General features: G+C 69.7%; 14 protein-coding genes. All 14 read left to right on the top strand.

The window, feature by feature from the left end:
* The first annotated feature begins 23 nt into the window (after positions 1–23).
* The 14 genes from ACWIF2_RS36415 (at position 24) to ACWIF2_RS36480 (ending at position 16,353) form a co-directional block, all read left to right on the top strand.
* A complete protein-coding gene (locus ACWIF2_RS36415; protein ID WP_454365435.1) occupies positions 24–1,982 on the top strand; it encodes a peptidoglycan D,D-transpeptidase FtsI family protein in 1,959 nt (652 codons plus the stop codon).
* A 208-nt stretch (positions 1,983–2,190) separates the two neighbouring features.
* Positions 2,191–3,711, top strand: coding sequence for a UDP-N-acetylmuramoyl-L-alanyl-D-glutamate--2,6-diaminopimelate ligase (locus tag ACWIF2_RS36420; protein WP_454365413.1), 1,521 nt, complete (start codon positions 2,191–2,193; stop codon positions 3,709–3,711).
* Positions 3,712–3,739: 28 nt separating this feature from the next.
* Positions 3,740–5,155: a UDP-N-acetylmuramoyl-tripeptide--D-alanyl-D-alanine ligase gene (locus tag ACWIF2_RS36425; RefSeq protein WP_454365415.1), complete on the top strand. Its 1,416-nt coding sequence runs from the start codon at positions 3,740–3,742 to the stop codon at positions 5,153–5,155.
* Entirely contained in the window at positions 5,155–6,246 is a 1,092-nt protein-coding gene (gene mraY, locus ACWIF2_RS36430) for a phospho-N-acetylmuramoyl-pentapeptide-transferase (RefSeq protein ID WP_382499195.1), read from the top strand. Before ACWIF2_RS36425 ends, mraY begins: the two co-directional genes overlap by 1 nt.
* Positions 6,228–7,667, top strand: a complete 1,440-nt coding sequence (gene murD, locus ACWIF2_RS36435; protein WP_454365417.1) for a UDP-N-acetylmuramoyl-L-alanine--D-glutamate ligase — start codon at positions 6,228–6,230, stop codon at positions 7,665–7,667. The genes mraY and murD overlap by 19 nt, the downstream gene beginning before the upstream one ends.
* Positions 7,668–7,812: 145 nt before the next feature.
* Positions 7,813–9,177: a putative lipid II flippase FtsW gene (ftsW, locus tag ACWIF2_RS36440; protein WP_454365419.1), complete on the top strand. Its 1,365-nt coding sequence runs from the start codon at positions 7,813–7,815 to the stop codon at positions 9,175–9,177.
* 6 nt (positions 9,178–9,183) lie between these two features.
* Entirely contained in the window at positions 9,184–10,281 is a 1,098-nt protein-coding gene (murG, locus tag ACWIF2_RS36445) for an undecaprenyldiphospho-muramoylpentapeptide beta-N-acetylglucosaminyltransferase (RefSeq protein WP_454365420.1), read from the top strand.
* Between the two features lie 26 nt (positions 10,282–10,307).
* Positions 10,308–11,102, top strand: coding sequence for a cell division protein FtsQ/DivIB (locus ACWIF2_RS36450; protein WP_454365422.1), 795 nt, complete (start codon positions 10,308–10,310; stop codon positions 11,100–11,102).
* A 288-nt stretch (positions 11,103–11,390) separates the two neighbouring features.
* Complete coding sequence (ftsZ, locus tag ACWIF2_RS36455; RefSeq protein ID WP_454365424.1) at positions 11,391–12,584, top strand: cell division protein FtsZ; 1,194 nt, start codon at positions 11,391–11,393, stop codon at positions 12,582–12,584.
* A 10-nt stretch (positions 12,585–12,594) separates the two neighbouring features.
* Positions 12,595–13,326: a peptidoglycan editing factor PgeF gene (pgeF, locus tag ACWIF2_RS36460; RefSeq protein ID WP_454365426.1), complete on the top strand. Its 732-nt coding sequence runs from the start codon at positions 12,595–12,597 to the stop codon at positions 13,324–13,326.
* 6 nt (positions 13,327–13,332) lie between these two features.
* The gene (locus ACWIF2_RS36465; RefSeq protein WP_454365428.1) at positions 13,333–14,052 is read left to right on the top strand and encodes a YggS family pyridoxal phosphate-dependent enzyme; all 720 of its coding nucleotides are present in this window, start codon (positions 13,333–13,335) and stop codon (positions 14,050–14,052) included.
* A 129-nt stretch (positions 14,053–14,181) separates the two neighbouring features.
* On the top strand, positions 14,182–14,823 hold the full coding sequence (locus ACWIF2_RS36470) for a cell division protein SepF (protein WP_184596554.1): 642 nt from the start codon (positions 14,182–14,184) through the stop codon (positions 14,821–14,823).
* 59 nt (positions 14,824–14,882) lie between these two features.
* Positions 14,883–15,170, top strand: a complete 288-nt coding sequence (locus ACWIF2_RS36475; protein WP_454365431.1) for a YggT family protein — start codon at positions 14,883–14,885, stop codon at positions 15,168–15,170.
* A gap of 55 nt (positions 15,171–15,225) precedes the next feature.
* Entirely contained in the window at positions 15,226–16,353 is a 1,128-nt protein-coding gene (locus ACWIF2_RS36480) for a DivIVA domain-containing protein (RefSeq protein ID WP_454365433.1), read from the top strand.
* Positions 16,354–16,450 lie beyond the last annotated feature (97 nt).

Raw genomic sequence — 16,450 nt, forward strand, 5'->3', positions numbered from 1 at the left:
CCGACCCCCGGCAGGTGACGGAAGTGTCCGACAGGGAACCCCCGCGCCGCCGCGTGCCCGGTCCCGCCAGGCCCGCTCGGCCCGATGCCCGGCGGCGGCCCGGTCCCGGTGGCCGTCCGGCCCGGCGGCCGTCCCAGGGTCGGCCGGGGGCGCCCCGGCCGCTGCGGCTGGGCAGCCCCCGGCCCCGGCTGCGTCTGGTCGGGCTCGCGCTGACGCTGGTGATGATCGCCTTCGTGGTGCGGCTGTTCCAGGTGCAGGCCGTCGACGCGAGCACCTATGCCGCCAAGGCCGAGCAGAACCGCTACGTCGGGCAGGTGCTGGCCGCGGACCGGGGCGAGATCACCGACCGGTCCGGTGTGGCCCTGGCGACCAGTGAGGACGCCTACGACATCACGGCCGACCCCACGATGTTCGCCCCGGACCACCTGAAGATCGGTGACGGGCCCGAGCAGGCCGCCGCGCTCCTCGCGCCGATCCTCGGCCAGGACCAGGAATCCCTGGTCGACAAGCTGCGGCCGAAGAACAAGTCCCTGCGCTACACGAAGCTGGCATCCCGCCAGACCCCGCAGGTCTGGAAGCAGATCAAGGACCTGAAGTCCGCGCTCGCCAAGAAGGAGGAGACGGACAAGTCCGCGCACAACGTCCTCGCGGGCGTCTTCTCAGTCGGGACCAGCAAGCGCGTGTACCCGAACGGCGACCTCGCCGCCGGGATACTGGGCTGGGTCAACGGAGAGGGCAAGCCCGGCGGCGGCATCGAACTCCAGCTGGACAAGGAACTGGCCGGCAAGGACGGCAAGATCCGCTACGCCCAGTCCGGCGGCCGTCTCGTCCCCACCGTGGGTTCCACCGAGACACCCGCCGTGCCCGGCAGCGACGTCGAGCTCACCATCGACCGCGACATCCAGTGGGCCGCCCAGAAGGCCATCAGCGACCAGGTGAAGGAGTCCGCGGCCGACCGCGGCTACGTGATCGTCCAGGACACCCGCACCGGCCAGATCCTGGCCATGGCCAACTCACCCGGCTTCGATCCCAACGACCTGTCGGACGCCGACTCGGCCGCCCTCGGCAACGCGGCCGTCCAGGACGCCTTCGAGCCCGGCTCCACCGCCAAGGTCATGTCGATGGCGGCCGTCCTCCAGGAGAACACCGCTACCCCGATGACCCACGTCGTCGTGCCCAACCGGCTGCACCGCGGCGACCGGCTCTTCAAGGACGACATCGACCACCCGACCTGGTACCTGACGCTCAACGGCGTCCTCGCCAAGTCGAGCAACATCGGCACCATCCTCGCCACCGGCCAGCTCGGCAAGACCCAGGCCCAGTCCAACAAGGTCCTCTACGACTACCTGCGCAAGTTCGGCCTCGGCGACTACACCGGCCTGGGCTTCCCCGGCGAGACCAAGGGCATCCTCGCCCCGCCCGACAAGTGGTCGACCTCGCAGCAGTACACGATTCCTTTCGGCCAGGGCGTCTCCATCAACGCCATGCAGGCGGCGTCCGTGTACTCGACCATCGCCAACGGCGGCGTCCGCGTAGAACCCTCGCTCGTCCGCGGCACCAAGGGCCCCGAAGGCCGCTTCACCCCGGCCCCCGAGCCCAAGAAGACCAGGGTCGTCAGCGCCAAGACGGCGAAGACCCTCGCCCAGATGCTGGAGTCCGTCGTGGACGACGAGGAGGGCACCGGCACCAAGGCGCGCATCCCCGGCTACCGCGTCGCGGGCAAGACGGGCACGGCCAACCGCGTGGATCCGGCCACCGGCAAGTACCACGGCTATACCTCGTCCTTCGCCGGCTTCGCACCCGCCGACAAGCCCCGCGTCACCGTCTACTGCGCCATCCAGAACGCCACCCAGGGCAGCTACTTCGGCGGCCAGATCTGCGGCCCCGTCTACAAGAAGGTCATGGAGTTCGCACTGAAGTCCCTCCAGGTCCCGCCGACCGGGGCCAAAGCCGCGAAGCTGCCCGTCTCCTTCCAGAACTGAACCCTTCCATCCGGAACCGAACCCCCGAGCCCTGATCAGCACCGAGCACCACCGAGCCACCAGGACCGCCCCCGTGACAACGATCACCCCCGACCCCGGGAACCAGAACCCCGCCGCCCCCTCACTTCGCCCGGAGGCGGGTACGCCCGGTACGCTCACCGCCGTGCCACACGCTGATCAGTCCCAAACCACCCAGAAGGGCCATCCCGTGACATACCCCGGGCCGCCCAGGCCGGTGCAGGTCTCCGCCACACCCCTCGCGGAACTCTCCGATCAGCTGGGTGTTCCAACGCCGGAGAACGCCGCCGAGGTCACGGGCATCACCCACGACTCACGCGCCGTGCGCCCCGGCGACCTGTACGCCGCCCTCCCGGGCGCCCGGCTGCACGGTGCCGACTTCGTCACGCAGGCCGCCGGCCTCGGCGCGGCCGCCGTGCTGACCGACCCGACCGGCGCCGAGCGCGCCGCCGCGTCCGGTCTGCCGGTCCTGGTCGTCGACGACCCGCGCGCGCAGATGGGCGAGCTGGCCGCCACGATCTATGGCCACCCCGGCCGGGACCTGCTCCAGATCGGCATCACCGGTACCTCCGGCAAGACCACCACCGCCTACCTCGTCGAGGGCGGCCTGAAGACCGTCAGGTCCACCGGCCTGATCGGCACGGTCGAGATGCGCATCGGCGACGAGCGCATCAAGTCCGAGCGCACCACCCCCGAGGCCACCGACCTCCAGGCGCTGTTCGCCGTCATGCGCGAACGCGGCGTCGACGCGGTCGCCATGGAGGTCTCCAGCCACGCCCTGGTCCTCGGCCGGGTCGACGGCTGTGTCTTCGACATCGGCGTCTTCACCAACCTCAGCCCGGAGCACATGGAGTTCCACTCCGGCATGGAGGACTACTTCCAGGCCAAGGCGCAGCTGTTCACGCCGGAACGCGGCAAACTGGGCGTGGTCAACGTCGACGACGAGTACGGCCGCAGGCTGGCCAACGAAGCCACCGTCCCGGTCGTCACCTACTCCGCTGAGGGCCACCCCGACGCCGACTGGCGCGCCGAGGACGTCGAGGTCGGCCAGCTGGACTCGACGTTCACCGTCATCGGCCCCAAGGGCGAGCGGATCAGCGCCAAGTCGCCGCTGCCGGGCCCCTTCAACGTGGCCAACACCCTCGCCGCGATCGTGGCCCTCGCCGTCGCCGGCCTCGACCCGCAGGCCGCCGCCGACGGTGTGGCCGCGGTACCCGGCGTGCCGGGCCGGCTGGAGCGCGTGGACGCCGGTCAGCCCTACCTCGCGGTCGTCGACTACGCCCACAAGACGGACGCGGTCGAATCGGTCCTCAAAGCGCTCCGCAAGGTCACCGAGGGCAAGCTGCACATCGTCCTCGGCTGCGGCGGCGACCGGGACAAGTCCAAGCGCGAGCCCATGGGCGCCGCGGCGGCCCGGCTCGCCGACACCGCCGTACTGACCTCCGACAACCCCCGCTCCGAGGACCCCCTCGCGATCCTCGCCACGATGCTCCAGGGCGCGGCCTCCGTGCCCGCGTTCGAGCGCGGCGAGGTGCAGGTCTTCGAGGACCGGGCCGCCGCGATCGCCGCCGCCGTCGCCCGCGCCGAGCCCGGCGACACCGTGCTGGTCGCGGGCAAGGGTCACGAGCAGGGCCAGGACATCGCCGGGGTGGTCCGTCCCTTCGACGACCGCCAGGTACTTCGCGAAGCCGTACAGAAGACCCAGGGATGAAAATCCAGAAGACCCAGGGGATGAACTTGTGATCGCCCTCTCCCTCGCCGAGATCGCAGAAGTCGTCGGCGGGCAGACACACGACATACCGGACCCGTCCGTCCAGGTCACGGGCCCGGTCGTCCGTGACTCCCGCGAGGCGGTGCCGGGCAGCCTGTTCGCCGCCTTCGCCGGCGAGCGCGTGGACGGACACGACTACGCGGCGGCGGTCGTCGAGGCGGGAGCGGTGGCCGTGCTCGGCACCCGGCCCGTCGGCGTGCCCGCCATCGTCGTGGACGACGTCCAGACGGCCCTCGGCGCCCTGGCGCGGCACGTCGTACGACGTCTGGGAGCCACCCTGGTCGCCCTCACCGGCTCGGCGGGCAAGACCAGCACCAAGGACCTCATCGCGCAGGTGCTGCGGAGCAAGGCGCCGACCGTGTTCACGCCCGGCTCCCTCAACAACGAGATCGGGCTGCCGCTGACCGCGCTCAGCGCGACCGAGGAGACCAGGTTCCTCGTCCTGGAGATGGGCGCCCGCGGTATCGGGCACATCAGCTACCTCGCCGGTCTGACGCCCCCGAAGGTCGGCCTCGTCCTCAACGTCGGCAGTGCCCACATCGGAGAGTTCGGCGGCCGTGAGCAGATCGCCCAGGCGAAGGGCGAGCTCGTCGAGGCCCTGCCGTCCGAAGCCGACGGCGGTACCGCCGTCCTCAACGCGGACGACCCCTACGTACGGGCCATGGCCGCCCGTACGAAGGCGAAGGTGATCTTTTTCGGAGAGTCCGGCGAAGCGGACGTTCGCGCCGAGAATGTGCGACTCACGGACACCGGACAGCCCTCGTTCAGGCTTCACACACCCTCCGGTGCAAGTGACGTGACCATGCGCCTGTACGGTGAGCACCACGTGTCGAACGCGCTCGCCGCGGCCGCCGTCGCCCACGAACTGGGCATGTCCGCAGACGAGATCGCCGTGGCGCTCTCCGAGGCGGGCTCCCTCTCCCGCTGGCGGATGGAGGTCACCGAGCGCCCGGACGGCGTGACGATCGTCAACGACGCCTACAACGCGAACCCCGAGTCCATGCGAGCCGCTCTGCGCGCGCTCGCGGCGATGGGCAAGGGGCGGCGGACCTGGGCGGTGCTCGGCAAGATGGCCGAGCTCGGGGACGAGGCTCTCGCCGAGCACGACGCGGTCGGACGGCTCGCCGTCCGGCTCAACGTCAGCAAGCTCGTCGCGGTCGGTGGCAGGGAAGCCGCCTGGCTGCAACTGGGCGCATATAACGAGGGTTCGTGGGGTGAGGAGTCGGTGCACGTGTCCGACGCACAGGCGGCGGTCGACCTGTTGCGCAGCGAGTTGCGCCCGGGGGACGTCGTACTCGTGAAGGCGTCCCGTTCGGTCGGCCTCGAGAGCGTGGCGCAGGCGCTCCTCGAGTTCGGTGCCGAGGGTGAGGTTTCCGCCCGATGATGAAGCAGATCCTGTTCGCAGGAGTCATTGGCCTCTTCCTGACCCTGATCGGCACCCCGCTGCTGATCAAGCTCCTCGCGCGCAAGGGCTACGGCCAGTACATCCGCGACGACGGCCCGCGCGAGCACGCCAGCAAGCGCGGTACGCCGACCATGGGCGGTATCGCCTTCATCCTGGCGACGGTCGCCGCGTACTTCCTGGCGAAGGTGATCACGGGCTATCTGGACCCGGAGGCCGACGCGGCACCGACCTTCTCGGGTCTGCTGGTGCTCGGCCTGATGGTCGGCATGGGCCTGGTCGGCTTCCTCGACGACTACATCAAGATCGTCAAGCGCCGTTCGCTGGGCCTTCGGGCCAAGGCGAAGATGGCCGGCCAGCTCACCGTCGGCATCGCCTTCGCGGTGCTGTCGCTCCAGTTCGCGGACAACCGGGGCAACACCCCGGCGTCCACGAAGCTGTCGTTCATCACGGACTTCGGCTGGACGATCGGACCCGTGCTGTTCGTGGTCTGGGCGCTGTTCATGATTCTCGCGATGTCGAACGGCGTGAACCTGACCGACGGTCTGGACGGTCTGGCCACCGGCGCCTCGGTGCTGGTCTTCGGCGCCTACACCTTCATCGGCGTCTGGCAGTTCCAGGAGTCCTGCGCCAACGCGCAGACCCTGACCAACCCGGGCGCCTGTTACGAGGTGCGCGACCCCCTCGACCTCGCCGTGGTCTCCTCGGCGCTGATGGGCGCCTGCCTCGGCTTCCTGTGGTGGAACACCTCGCCGGCCAAGGTCTTCATGGGAGACACCGGCTCGCTCGCGCTCGGCGGTGTGCTCGCCGGTCTCGCGATCTGCTCCCGCACCGAGCTGCTGATCGCCATCCTCGGTGGCCTGTTCGTGCTGATCACCATGTCCGTGGTGATCCAGGTCGGTTCCTTCCGCCTGACCGGGAAACGCGTCTTCCGGATGGCGCCACTCCAGCACCACTTCGAACTCAAAGGCTGGTCCGAAGTGCTCATCGTGGTCCGCTTCTGGATCATTCAGGGCATTTGTGTGATCGTCGGACTCGGCCTCTTCTACGCAGGATGGGCAGCGGACAAGTGACCTCCTCGGAGCCCTTCGACTTCCAGGGCAAGCACGTCACCGTCGCCGGGCTCGGCGTCTCCGGCGTCCCGGCGGCCAAGGTGCTGCACGGCCTCGGCGCGATCGTCACGGTCGTCAACGACGGCGCCGACGAGCGCGCCCGGGCGCAGGCGGCCGAGCTGGAGGCGCTCGGCGTCACCGTGCGCCTCGGCGACGGCGACACGCTGCCCGAGGGCTCCGAACTGATCGTCACCGCACCCGGCTGGAAGCCGGACAAGCCGCTGTTCGCGGCGGCGGCACAGGCGGGTGTCCCGGTCTGGGGCGACGTCGAACTTGCCTGGCGCCTGCGCGGCCCCGACGCCGCTCCCTGGCTGGCCGTCACCGGCACCAACGGCAAGACCACGACCGTCCAGATGCTCGCCTCGATCCTGAAGGCGGCCGGCCTGCGCACGGCCGCCGTCGGCAACATCGGCGTCTCGCTCCTGGACGCGGTGCTCGGCGAGGAGCAGTACGACGTGCTGGCCGTGGAGCTGTCCAGCTACCAGCTGCACTGGGCGCCGTCGCTGCGCGCCCACTCGGCCGCCGTGCTGAACCTCGCCCCCGACCACCTCGACTGGCACGGCTCGATGGAGGCCTACGCGGCCGACAAGGGCCGTATCTACGAAGGCAATCGCGTCGCCTGCGTCTACAACGTCGCCGACAAGGCCACCGAGGACCTGGTCCGCGAGGCCGACGTCGAGGAGGGCTGCCGGGCCGTCGGCTTCACCCTCGGCACGCCCGCGCCCTCCCAACTCGGTGTCGTGGAGGGCATCCTGGTCGACCGCGCCTTCGTGGAGGACCGGCAGAAGAACGCCCAGGAGCTGGCCGAGGTCGCCGATGTGAACCCGCCGGCCCCGCACAACATCGCCAACGCCCTCGCGGCGGCGGCCCTCGCCCGGGCCTACGGCGTGCCCGCCAGGGCCGTACGGGACGGTCTGCGGGCCTTCACCCCGGACGCCCATCGCATCGCGCACGTGGCCGACGTGGACGGCGTCGCGTACGTCGACGACTCCAAGGCCACCAACACGCATGCGGCGGAAGCCTCGTTGGCGGCGTACGAGCCGATCGTGTGGATCGCGGGCGGGCTCGCGAAGGGTGCCGTCTTCGACGAACTGGTCGCCAAGTCGGCGCGGCGGCTGCGCGGGGCCGTGCTGATCGGCGCGGACCGTGCGCTCATCCGCGAAGCCCTCGCGCGACACGCCCCGGAAGTACCCGTCGTCGACCTCGACCGGACCGACACTGGGGCGATGCTCCAGGCTGTCCAGGAGGCGCGGCGGCTCGCACAGCCCGGCGACACGGTGCTGCTGGCCCCGGCCTGCGCCTCGATGGACATGTTCACCAACTACAACCAGCGTGGTGACGCGTTCGCGGAGGCGGTTCGCGCACTCGGCGCGGGCACCTGACGGTCGGTCTCGGCCACGGCGGGTGCTTCGGGACCCTTGGAGGGACGCGTGACTCGGATGTGGCCCGAGACGAACCGGCGGACACCCGCCGCCGACCCGGGGCCGACGCCCCCGCCCCTCCCACACGCCCTCACGGGAGCCGTCCATGCCCGGTAGCCGTACCGGAGGGCCGCCCGCGCAGCGGCCCGTCCGCCGGCCCGCCACGCCCCGGCCGGCGCGCGAGAGCGGCGTCCTGGGCCTGTACCTGCGGGCGCGCAGGGGCTGGGACCGGCCGCTGACCGCCTACTACCTGATCTTCGGCGGCAGTCTGCTGATCACGGTGCTGGGGCTGGTGATGGTCTACTCGGCCTCCCAGATCACCGCGCTGCAGATGTCGCTGCCGGGCTCGTACTTCTTCCGCAAGCAGCTGCTCGCGGCGGTGATCGGCGCGGGGCTGCTGTTCGCCGCCTCACGGATGCCGGTGAAGCTGCACCGGGCGCTGGCCTACCCCATCCTCGCGGGCGCCGTCTTCCTGATGACCCTGGTGCAGATCCCGGGGATAGGAGTGTCGGTCAACGGCAACCAGAACTGGATCGCCGTCGGCGGCTCCTTCCAGATCCAGCCCAGTGAGTTCGGCAAGCTGGCCCTCGTGCTGTGGGGCGCCGACCTGCTCGCCCGCAAGCAGGACAAGAAGCTGCTGACCCAGTGGAAGCACATGCTCGTCCCGCTGGTGCCGGCCGCCTTCATGCTGCTCGGGCTGATCATGATCGGCGGCGACATGGGCACCGCGATCATCCTCACGGCCATCCTGTTCGGCCTGCTCTGGCTGGCCGGCGCGCCCACGCGGCTGTTCGCCGGTGTGCTGTCGATCGCCGCCGTGCTCGGCCTGATCCTCATCAAGACCAGCGCCAACCGCATGGCCCGGCTGCAGTGCCTCGGCGCCACCGAACCCCAGTCCGGGCCCGTCGACTGCTGGCAGGCGGTGCACGGCATCTATGCCCTGGCGTCGGGCGGAATCTTCGGCTCCGGGCTGGGTGCGAGTGTGGAGAAATGGGGCCAACTGCCCGAAGCCCACACCGACTTCATCTTCGCCGTCACCGGTGAGGAACTGGGCCTGGCGGGGACGCTGTCGGTACTCGCCCTCTTCGCGGCTCTAGGCTATGCGGGTATCCGCGTGGCCGGACGCACGGAGGACCCCTTCGTGAGGTATGCCGCGGGAGGCGTGACCACCTGGATCACGGCACAGGCCGTGATCAACATCGGTGCGGTGCTCGGTCTGCTGCCGATCGCCGGCGTCCCCCTCCCGCTGTTCTCCTACGGAGGATCCGCCCTGCTGCCGACCATGTTCGCCATCGGGCTGCTGATCGCCTTCGCACGCGACGAGCCCGCTGCGCGGGCGGCGCTTGCGATGCGGCAACCCCGCTTTGGTAGAAAGCGGGGGGCTGGGGGCACCGGTTCCATTCGGAGTCCCCGGAGATGGAACACGATGCGACGGCGTGCCTCGACGGCGCGCTCGTCCGGAGAGCGGTGAATTTCGGTGCATGTCGTACTCGCCGGCGGAGGAACCGCGGGCCACATCGAGCCCGCGCTCGCCCTCGCGGACGCCCTGCGCAGGCAGGATCCGAGCGTGGGCATCACGGCCCTGGGAACGGAGCGCGGACTCGAGACACGTCTCGTGCCCGAGCGTGGGTACGAACTCGCGCTGATCCCCGCCGTGCCGCTGCCGCGCAAGCCCACCCCCGAGCTGATCACCGTCCCGGGCCGGCTGCGCGGGACGATCAAGGCGACCGAGCAGATCCTGGAGCGCACCAGGGCGGACGCCGTGGTCGGCTTCGGCGGCTACGTCGCCCTGCCCGGCTACCTCGCGGCCAAGCGCCTCGGTGTGCCGATCGTCATCCACGAGGCCAACGCCCGCCCGGGCCTGGCCAACAAGATCGGCTCGCGGTACGCCAGCCAGGTCGCGGTCTCCACACCGGACAGCAAGCTGCGCAACTCCCGTTACATCGGCATCCCGCTGCGCCGCTCCATCGCCACCCTGGACCGGGCCGCCGTACGCCCCGAGGCCCGGGCCGCCTTCGGCCTGGACCCGAACCTGCCCACGCTGCTGGTCACCGGCGGCTCCCAGGGCGCCCGCCGGCTGAACGAGGTCGTCCAGCAGGTCGCGCCCTGGCTCCAGCAGGCCGGAATCCAGATCCTGCACGCGGTCGGTCCGAAGAACGAACTGCCGCAGGTCCAGCAGATGCCGGGAATGCCCCCCTACATCCCGGTAAGTTATCTGGACCGGATGGACCTCGCGTACGCCGCGGCGGACATGATGCTCTGCCGCGCGGGCGCGATGACCGTCGCCGAACTCTCCGCCGTCGGGCTCCCGGCCGCCTATGTCCCGCTGCCCATCGGCAACGGCGAACAGCGGCTCAACGCCCAGCCGGTGGTCAAGGCCGGCGGCGGCCTGCTGGTCGACGACGCGGAGCTGACCCCCGAGTGGGTCCAGCGACACGTCCTGCCCGTGCTCGCCGACCCGCACCGGCTGTACCAGATGTCCCGCAGCGCCGCCGAGTTCGGCCGCCGGGACGCCGACGACCTGCTCGTCGGCATGGTGTACGAGGCGATCGCCGCCAGTCGTGCACACCGCTAGGACTGTATGACAGGAGGCAGGGGAGCGTGGCCGGATCGACCACCGCCGAGCGCGGTGAACGCCAGCAGAAGTCGTCCGGCCCGCCGCTCCGCCCGCGGTCGAGGCGGGCCCGGCTTCGTGTGATTGTCATCCTGGGCCTCGCCCTGGTCTTCCTCGGCTTCCCGACGGTCTGGCTGTTCTACGGCTCCGACTGGCTGCGTGCCGAGCGCGTCTCCGTGTCGGGCACCAAGGTCCTGACGCCGGCTCAGGTCCGGGCCGCCGCCGACGTTCCCCTCGGGAAGCCGCTGATTTCCGTCGACACCGAAGCGATCGAGTCGCGACTGCGCCGGAAATTGCCCCGAATTGACTCGGTTGACGTGGTCCGTTCCTGGCCCGAGGGCATCGGCCTGAAAGTGGTCGAGCGGACTCCGGTTCTGATTGTCCAAAAGGGCGGAAAGTTCGTCGAAGTGGACGATGAAGGTGTCCGTTTCGCCACGGTGTCCGAGGCCCCGAAAGGCGTGCCCGCACTGGAATTGACACTGTCCCGGTCCAGCTCGGCCGCCGCGAGCCTGCGCCGCTTCGGCGAGGCCCGGCTGGTGCGCGAGGCGGTCGTCGTCGCCCGTGCCGTTCCGGCCGCCGTCGCCCGCGGCACACAGACCGTCAAGGTCCGTTCCTACGACGACATCTCGCTGGAGTTGAGGGACGGCCGCACGGTCGTCTGGGGCAGCAGCGAGAAGGGCGCGGTCAAGGCCCGTACGCTCACCGCCCTGATGAAAGCCTCGCCCGGCGCCCGTTACTTCGACGTGAGTGTTCCCACCGCGCCCGCGTCATCAGCGAGTTGACGCACATCCGCGCAGGCCAGCACCCTGGTTGGGCAGTGCTACGGCTGATCACATAGGGTGAAAAGAAAAACGGGAGGTTCGGCGTGTTCGTTGAACGTGCGCCACTTGTCGACTTAGTGTCCTGTTCAGAAGACTCCAAGGAACAGACACACTGGTAACCCTAAACTTCAGGGTTAGGGTTCGGGTCGGCGATACGGACCGTCCCATTCGGCATCAGTCGTCGGGTCGCGGGGCGCAGCGCGCCACGGTGATTCGGCGACACGTAACTCGAGGCGAGAGGCCTTCGACGTGGCAGCACCGCAGAACTACCTCGCAGTCATCAAAGTCATCGGTGTCGGCGGCGGTGGTGTCAATGCCATCAACCGGATGATCGAGGTCGGTCTCAAGGGCGTCGAGTTCATCGCCATCAACACCGACGCGCAAGCTCTGTTGATGAGCGACGCCGACGTCAAGCTGGACGTCGGCCGTGAACTCACCCGCGGACTCGGCGCCGGAGCCAACCCGGCCGTGGGCCGCAAGGCCGCCGAGGACCACCGCGAGGAGATCGAGGAGGTCCTCAAGGGGGCCGACATGGTCTTCGTGACAGCCGGTGAAGGCGGCGGCACCGGCACCGGCGGCGCGCCCGTCGTGGCCAACATCGCCCGCTCGCTCGGCGCTCTCACCATCGGTGTGGTCACGCGCCCGTTCACCTTCGAGGGGCGGCGTCGCGCGAACCAGGCCGAGGACGGCATCGCCGAGCTCCGCGAAGAGGTCGACACCCTCATCGTCATCCCGAACGACCGGCTGCTGTCCATCTCGGACCGCCAGGTCTCGGTGCTCGACGCCTTCAAGTCGGCCGACCAGGTCCTGCTCTCCGGTGTCCAGGGCATCACCGACCTCATCACCACCCCCGGCCTCATCAACCTCGACTTCGCCGACGTCAAGTCGGTCATGTCCGAGGCCGGCTCGGCGCTGATGGGCATCGGCTCCGCCCGCGGCGACGACCGTGCGGTGGCGGCGGCCGAGATGGCGATCTCCTCGCCGCTGCTGGAGGCGTCCATCGACGGCGCCCGCGGTGTGCTCCTCTCCATCTCCGGCGGCAGCGACCTCGGTCTGTTCGAGATCAACGAGGCTGCCCAGCTGGTGAGCGAGGCCGCTCACCCCGAGGCCAACATCATCTTCGGTGCGGTGATCGACGACGCCCTCGGCGATGAGGTCCGGGTCACCGTGATCGCGGCCGGCTTCGACGGCGGCCAGCCGCCGTCCAAGCGGGACAACGTCCTCGGCTCCTCCTCGGCCAAGCGCGAGGAGCCGGCCCCGGCGCGGCAGACCGAGAGCCGCCCGTCCTTCGGCTCGCTCGGCAGCGTGACCCCGAAGGAGGACCCGGAGCCCGCTCCGGAGCCGGTCAGCGACATCCCGGTCGCCCCGCCGGTCCCGCCTGCGCCGCGGACCTACTCGGACAGCGCGGCCGAGGAACTGGACGTACCGGACTTCCTCAAGTGATCCTTCAGTCGTGATAGGACAGCGCGAAAGCGTGAGCGGCGCGCACTTCGGCTTCACCGACCGGTGGGGCGGAGTGAGCGCCGCTCCGTATGAGGAGCTCAATCTCGGCGGAGCGGTCGGCGACGACCCCGACGCCGTACGCGCCAACCGGGACCTGGCCGCCAAGTCCCTGGGCGTCGAGCCGGACCGGGTGGTCTGGATGAACCAGGTGCACGGGGCCGACGTGGCGGTGGTGGACCGGCCGTGGGGATCTTCGTCCGAGATCCCGTCGGTCGACGCGATCGTCACGGTGAAGCGAGGGCTCGCCCTCGCCGTGCTCACCGCGGACTGCGTGCCGGTCCTGCTCGCCGACCCGGTCGCCGGAATCGTCGCCGCGGCCCACGCGGGCCGGCCCGGCATGATCGCCGGGGTCGTCCCGGCCGCGCTACGCGCGATGACCGAACTGGGTGCCGAGCCCTCCCGGATCGTCGCCCGCACCGGGCCCACCGTCTGCGGCCGGTGTTACGAAGTGCCCGAGGCGATGCGCGCCGACGTGTCCGCCGTCGAGCCGGCCGCGTACGCCGAAACCAGTTGGGGCACTCCGGCGGTCGACGTGAGTGCCGGGGTGCACGCCCAGCTCGAACGGCTCGGGGTGCGCGACCGGGCGCAGTCTCCGGTGTGCACGCTGGAGTCGGACGATCACTTCTCGTATCGCCGCGACCGCACCACCGGTCGGCTCGCGGGCTATGTGTGGCTGGACTGATGGGACATGACGGACCGTAAGGACGAACTCGCCGCGAATCTGGCGAAAGTTGAACAGCGCATCGCCGACGCATGCGCGGCCGCCGGGCGGGGACGCGAGGAGGTGACCCTGATCGTGGTCACCAAGACCTATCCCGCGAGCGACGTGCGTGTGTTGTCGGAGCTCGGGGTGCGGCATGTCGCCGAGAACCGCGACCAGGACGCGGCCCCGAAGGCTGCTGCCTGCGCGGATCTGCCCCTTTCATGGCACTTCGTCGGTCAACTCCAGACCAACAAGGTGCGATCGGTGGTCGGTTACGCGGACTTCGTGCAGTCCGTCGATCGTTCCAAGCTCGTCACAGCTCTGTCGAAGGAAGCCGTCCGGGCCGGTCGCGAACTGGGGTGCCTCCTCCAGGTCGCGCTCGACGCCGGGGAGAGCGCGAGGGGCGAGCGGGGAGGCGTGGCTCCCGGCGGGATCGAGGAGTTGGCCGGCCTCGTGGCCGAGGCGCCGGGGCTGCGGCTCGACGGGCTGATGACCGTCGCGCCGCTCACCGGCGAGTATGCGGGACGCGAACAGGCGGCGTTCGAGCGGTTGATGGTTTTGTCGACCGACCTGCGCCGGAGTCATCCGACTGCCACGATGGTCTCGGCAGGGATGAGTGCGGACCTCGAACAGGCCGTGGCGGCCGGAGCGACACATGTGCGCGTCGGCAGCGCGGTACTCGGAGTCCGCCCCAGGCTCGGGTAACGTCGCCAAGAAGTCGGACCACAGCAGAAAATATGGTCATTGCCGCCGATAGGCGGACTCAAGGACCTCGTGGATCGCAGGCACTTGGCAGTCGTCAGCAGATCCACCACAGAGCGGAGGACTCAGAGCATGGCCGGCGCGATGCGCAAGATGGCGGTCTACCTCGGCCTCGTGGAGGACGATGGGTACGACGGCCGCGGATTCGACCCCGACGACGACTTCGAACCCGAACTGGACCCGGAGCCCGAGCGGGACCACCGACGGCACGAGCCGTCCCATCAGCCGCACGTCTCACATCAGCCCCAAAGGGACGAAGAGGTACGAGTCGTACAACCGTCCGTGCCTCGCGAACCGGCCCCTCGTTCCGCTTCGCTCCCCGCGGAATCCGGACGCCCGGCGCGCATCGCGCCCGTGGCATCCATCACACAAGAACGCGCAAGTCTGGAGAAGAACGCACCGGTGATCATGCCCAAGGTCGTGTCCGAACGAGAGCCTTACCGGATCACCACACTCCACCCACGGACCTACAACGAGGCCCGTACCATCGGGGAACACTTCCGTGAAGGCACTCCGGTGATCATGAATCTGACTGAGATGGATGACACAGATGCGAAGCGACTTGTCGACTTTGCGGCTGGTCTGGTGTTTGGTCTTCACGGCAGTATCGAGCGGGTGACGCAGAAGGTGTTCCTGTTGTCGCCTGCTAACGTCGATGTCACGGCGGAGGACAAGGCCCGCATCGCAGAGGGCGGGTTCTTCAACCAGAGCTGAGACGCACCACCGGAAACAGCAGTACCCAGCAGGGCACAGGGGAGAGGGAAGCGCAGGTCATGAGCGTGGTTTTGGATGTCACCTACATCGCGCTGATGTGCTTCCTCATCGTGCTCATCTTCCGGTTGGTCATGGACTATGTCTTCCAGTTCGCCCGCTCATGGCAACCCGGCAAGGCGATGGTGGTCGTTCTGGAGGCCACCTACACTGTCACTGATCCACCGCTCAAGCTTCTGCGGCGGGTCATTCCGCCGCTGCGTCTCGGGGGCGTGGCGCTCGACCTGTCCTTCTTCGTTCTGATGATCATCGTCTACATCCTGATCACACTCGTACGGAACGCGATGTGAGCGATGTGACAGATACGGTCTTGCCGACTGCCGACGACTACGTTGAGGTGAAGAGATGCCGTTGACCCCCGAGGACGTGCGGAACAAGCAGTTCACGACCGTCCGCCTCCGAGAAGGCTATGACGAGGACGAGGTCGATGCCTTCCTCGATGAGGTCGAAGCCGAACTGACCCGTCTGCTCCGCGAGAACGAGGACCTGCGCGCCAAACTGGCCGCGGCCACGCGCGCTGCTGCCCAGAATCAGCAGAACATGCGCAAGCCTCCGGAGCCCCAGCAGGATCAGCAGCAACAGCAGCAGCAGGGCATGCGCGGTCCGGGTGGTCCCGTACCCGCCGGCATATCGGGCCCGCCGCAGCAGCAGATGGGTGGCCCCATGGGTGGTCCGCCCCAGCTGCCGAGCGGTGCCCCGCAGTTGCCCGCCGGTCCCGGCGGTCAGGGTGGTCCGCAGGGTCCCGGTCCGATGGGCCAGGGTCCGGGCGGTCCGGGTCCCATGGGCCAGCCCCCGATGCAGCAGCAGATGGGTGGCCCGATGGGCGGCCCCATGGGCGGTCCGATGGGCGGCCCCGGTCAGGGAGGCCCCGGTGGCGACAGCGCCGCCCGTGTCCTCTCGCTGGCCCAGCAGACCGCCGACCAGGCGATCGCCGAGGCCCGTTCCGAAGCCAACAAGATCGTCGGGGAAGCGCGTTCGCGTGCCGAGGGTCTGGAGCGTGACGCCCGTGCCAAGGCCGATGCCCTGGAGCGGGACGCGCAGGAGAAGCACCGCGTGGCGATGGGCTCCCTGGAGTCCGCTCGCGCCACGCTGGAGCGCAAGGTCGAGGACCTGCGCGGCTTCGAGCGCGAGTACCGCACGCGCCTGAAGTCGTACCTGGAGTCGCAGCTGCGCCAGCTGGAGACCCAGGCCGACGACTCGCTGGCTCCGCCGCGGACTCCGGCTGCCGCGTCCCTCCCGCCGTCCCCGGCGCCTTCCATGGCTCCGGCCGGCGCGAGCGCCCCGTCCTACGGCGGCGGCAACCAGACGATGGGCGGTGCCCCGTCGCCGTCCGGTCCGTCCTACGGCGGTCAGCAGCAGATGTCTCCGGCGATGACCCAGCCGATGGCGCCGGTGCGTCCGCAGGGCCCGTCGCCGATGGGTCAGGCGCCCTCGCCCATGCGGGGCTTCCTGATCGACGAGGATGACAACTGACGGCCTGATGGCCAGTAGTACGGCGTAGGCATCGGCAGCGTTCAGGACGAGGCCCCGGGTTGATCCCGGGGCCTCGTCCTTTTGCCATGCCTGTCCG

The organism is Streptomyces sp. NPDC055506, assembly GCF_053643595.1.